The sequence below is a fragment of the Bradyrhizobium sp. 87 genome (assembly GCF_023073015.1).
Lineage (GTDB): Bacteria > Pseudomonadota > Alphaproteobacteria > Rhizobiales > Xanthobacteraceae > Bradyrhizobium > Bradyrhizobium canariense_D.
This window is the reverse complement of the sequence record NZ_JADPIQ010000101.1, coordinates 1-3,185: the sequence shown is the minus strand read 5'-3', so window position 1 is coordinate 3,185 and position 3,185 is coordinate 1. Positions and strand designations below refer to the sequence as shown.

Here is a 3,185-nt window from a genome sequence, read left to right as displayed (position 1 = left end):
CGATCATCGTGACGCTCGCATCGCGCGGATCACACGGGACAGCTGCTCGCCATCTATGGCTGTGTCCGTCCGCAGCACGACATCGCCGATCGCGATCTCAAGCTTGATCGCCGGAACCTGACGCTCCTCCAACGCACCTTCCACGACTAGCGGCGCGAATGTCGGCTGCGATACCTCGCGCGGCGGCAACATGCCTCGCTGTCGAAACCGCCGCCGCCAATCGTAGATTTGCCAGCGCGTCGCTCCGTGCTTGCGCGCCACCTCGGACACCTGGGCACCGGGTAACAGACTCTCGGCGACGATCCGAGCTCTCTCAGCTTCCGAACGTACGCGGCGCCCCGATGGTCCTTCAAGAACCTCCAGCCGGCTCACCGATCCCCTCGTTGAGCCGTCCAAATGGACGTCCTTTTTGCTGTCCAATCCCATCCGAAACCTCCGTCCAAGCCGGAGGCTTCTTTCGCACGTTCATTCGAATTCTGAAGCAAGGGTATCGGCTTCGCGCTTACTCACAAACGTCTATAATCTGCGGATGACCCTCGATCCAGAGCAGGCCAAATCTCCGTGTTGCAATCGGTCTGAATGAGAAGGGCCCCGTCAGAATGCGGGGCCCTTCGTGATGTGGATCGTTCACGCTGGGGTAGCCAGAAGTAGGAGACGAAGCCCCGCCGTGCCTAATCCCCGACGTAGACGCCGCCTCGTTGTTTCGCGATCAGATAAACTATGATGCTAAGCAACGCGACGGCCGTGCCGTAGAATGGAAACACCCAGGACAGATTAGAGCGTTGGAGCCACAGCAGCAGGAATGGTGTGGTACCGCCGAATATCGTTGCGCCAATAGCGTACCCGAGCGCGACGCCGGTGGTCCGAATATTTCTGGGCATCAACGTTGTGGCAATAAAGTTATAGAGCGCCATATTGCAACCGACCAGAGTTCCGCCCACCAACATAACGATTGAGAAGGTCAGAATGCTCTTCTCGGCATAGAGCAGGGATAGAAAGAACGACGGGATTAGCAGCAGGCGCATCATCACGAACGCCCGCGACGGTTTCACCTTATCCGCAAAGGCACCGATTGTCGGCGAGAACACCATCCAAATCGCGCCCATGACCGTCACGATGCCATACACATAAGTGCTGTTTTCCTTGAATACGCCATTGGCAATGTTAGGCAAACCGAAATTGTACGTGTAATTAGCGATCTGGACGCCGCCAACAACCAGAATCGCGGCGAAAAGGGACAGCCTTGCCTTCCAAAGCGCTTTCCACACTCCGCCGGTCGTTTTTTGAATGCGCGAGTCCTCGTCGACCCGATGCATGGCGCGAGCGATTAGGGTTTCTGGAAGGGTCTGCCGAAGATAGATGATGAGCAAGCCTAGAACACCTCCGACGCCAAACGGAACGCGCCAAGCCCAATCGCGCATGACTTCAGGGGACACGGCGCCGCTGACCAGGAAAGCAACCAAGCTGGCTCCGATCGAGCCCACCATGATGAATGTGCCATTGATCAGTCCGAGGTATCGTCCCTCCTGACCTGCCGGTGCCAATTCGATCGCGATCGCATTTGCAACGCCCGCTTCGGCGCCTACGGCGAGGCCTTGCACCAGCCGAAGGGAAACCAGCACGATGGTGGCAGTGATGCCGAGATCCTTGTAGCCTGGCAGCACTGCGATCATCAGCGACGATAGTGCCATGGCGGAAACAGCGATCAGCATCACGGCTTTGTGGCTGATGCGATCTGCAATCGGGCCGAGCAGCGCCGCCCCTAAAGGCCGTGCGGCAAACCCTGCTCCGAATACTGCCAGTCCCGCGAGCAGCGAGACGACAGGGTCAGTGGCTGGAAAGAAGTGCGGCGACAGGAATGCCGCCATGAAGCCATAGAGCTGCCAGTCGTAGAATTCGAGGGCGACGCCCCCGCCGAGGCCCAGAGTCATTGACCTCGTCGCGACGGATTTATCGATCTCAACGACGTCCCCTACGGGGTGTGCTGTCAATTGCATGGTTTGCTTCCGCTCTTTTAATCAATTCGTCATGGATGATGGGCGCAGGAGTCCGAGGCGAGAGGTCATCGCCGTTCGTGGGCTTCCGTGGCGCTGATGCGGAATACAAGCGAGCACCTCCGCGCTGTGAGCGGCGAACTCAGGCGAGAAGACCGAGGTGCGCGGAGAAGACGTCCCCGAGCCATTTCGTTTTGATATTGCAAGCAGCCTGCATATGCGAGCGTCTGGCTCATTTCACCGTTCCCTCCTGTTGCACCCGCGCTTTGCGCGTCGCGTTCGTCTTTCTATGGCGATGGCGCCGTGAGTTGGCGGCATCCTCCGCGGGCGAAAAGTGCCTCTCGCTCACGGTCGCTATTTCCCAACGCCGGTCGTACTTGCCCTAGTCCGTACGTGAGGAGCACAACACGCAGATAGCCCAATGTCAATATTGCGAGATAGCAATACGGTCTTGGGCTAGCGAATTACTTGTTTTGCGATCGGCAGAGCTCCTGCGGAAAATATGGAGCGCCTGTAAGGCGCTGGAGAATAGCGTATTCTAGCCCAGCTGCCGTATTTCCTGGCCCGATTGCGCTATCCCAATCCGCGCGTTGATTGCCTTGCGGGCCTGAAATGCCGAACGTCTCGACGAAAAATGGCTCTGAACCGCGGACTCCGCGGGAGCGATCAGCGCCCGCCTCTCTCAACGTCCGGGCGCAACTGAACAACACCAACAATTCAAGTGCTCAAAGGGGAAAGGCAATGGACAGCGGCGTTACGATGGGCTGAGTCGGAATCTCCGGTCGCCGTCCATGGGACTCACGCGCACGAGCAGGTGATCGCGTTCGCGGACATGTCGCTGTACTCCCATCCTAACCACCTTGACGAAGCATAGTGGAAGGCAAACGGCTGGGCCGCCGTCATCCGAGGTGTCGGCAATGCTTCAGTAGATTGCTGCGCGGCCCTGTCATACGGCGAAGACGGTTTGCGCTTTGCACTTCTTGCGAGGTGCGACGAAGGTGCGCATCACTAACAGTACGCACGAGTCAGTCGCCGTGGCGTCGCACATCGCCCGTTTTAGGAACTCAGCCACTGGGCTGGTTACATCGCGAACCTAGCATTACAGTTGCTTTTGTTGCGGGCTTCTGAATCCATGGGCAACCATGATTCGAATGTCGTGGGCGCGGGCCGCGTCGGTTGAGGCGACGCTTG

General features: G+C 58.4%; 2 protein-coding genes and 1 pseudogene. All 3 read right to left on the bottom strand.

The window, feature by feature from the left end:
- Nucleotides 1-3: 3 nt before the first annotated feature.
- The gene (locus IVB50_RS26625; protein ID WP_247296968.1) at nucleotides 4-192 is read right to left on the bottom strand and encodes a hypothetical protein; all 189 of its coding nucleotides are present in this window, start codon (nucleotides 190-192) and stop codon (nucleotides 4-6) included.
- A 3-nt stretch (nucleotides 193-195) separates the two neighbouring features.
- A pseudogene (locus tag IVB50_RS26620) lies at nucleotides 196-426 on the bottom strand (transposase); the annotation flags it as partial.
- Between the two features lie 245 nt (nucleotides 427-671).
- Nucleotides 672-1,997 carry an MFS transporter gene (locus tag IVB50_RS26615; RefSeq protein WP_247297957.1) on the bottom strand — a complete coding sequence of 442 codons (1,326 nt, stop codon included), beginning with the start codon at nucleotides 1,995-1,997 and terminating at the stop codon, nucleotides 672-674.
- Nucleotides 1,998-3,185 lie beyond the last annotated feature (1,188 nt).

Bases quoted from the DNA above. Each gene is read 5' to 3' on its own strand.
- IVB50_RS26625 (WP_247296968.1), bottom strand. From the start codon at position 192: ATGTTGCCGCCGCGCGAGGTATCGCAGCCGACATTCGCGCCGCTAGTC.
- IVB50_RS26615 (WP_247297957.1), bottom strand. From the start codon at position 1,997: ATGCAATTGACAGCACACCCCGTAGGGGACGTCGTTGAGATCGATAAA.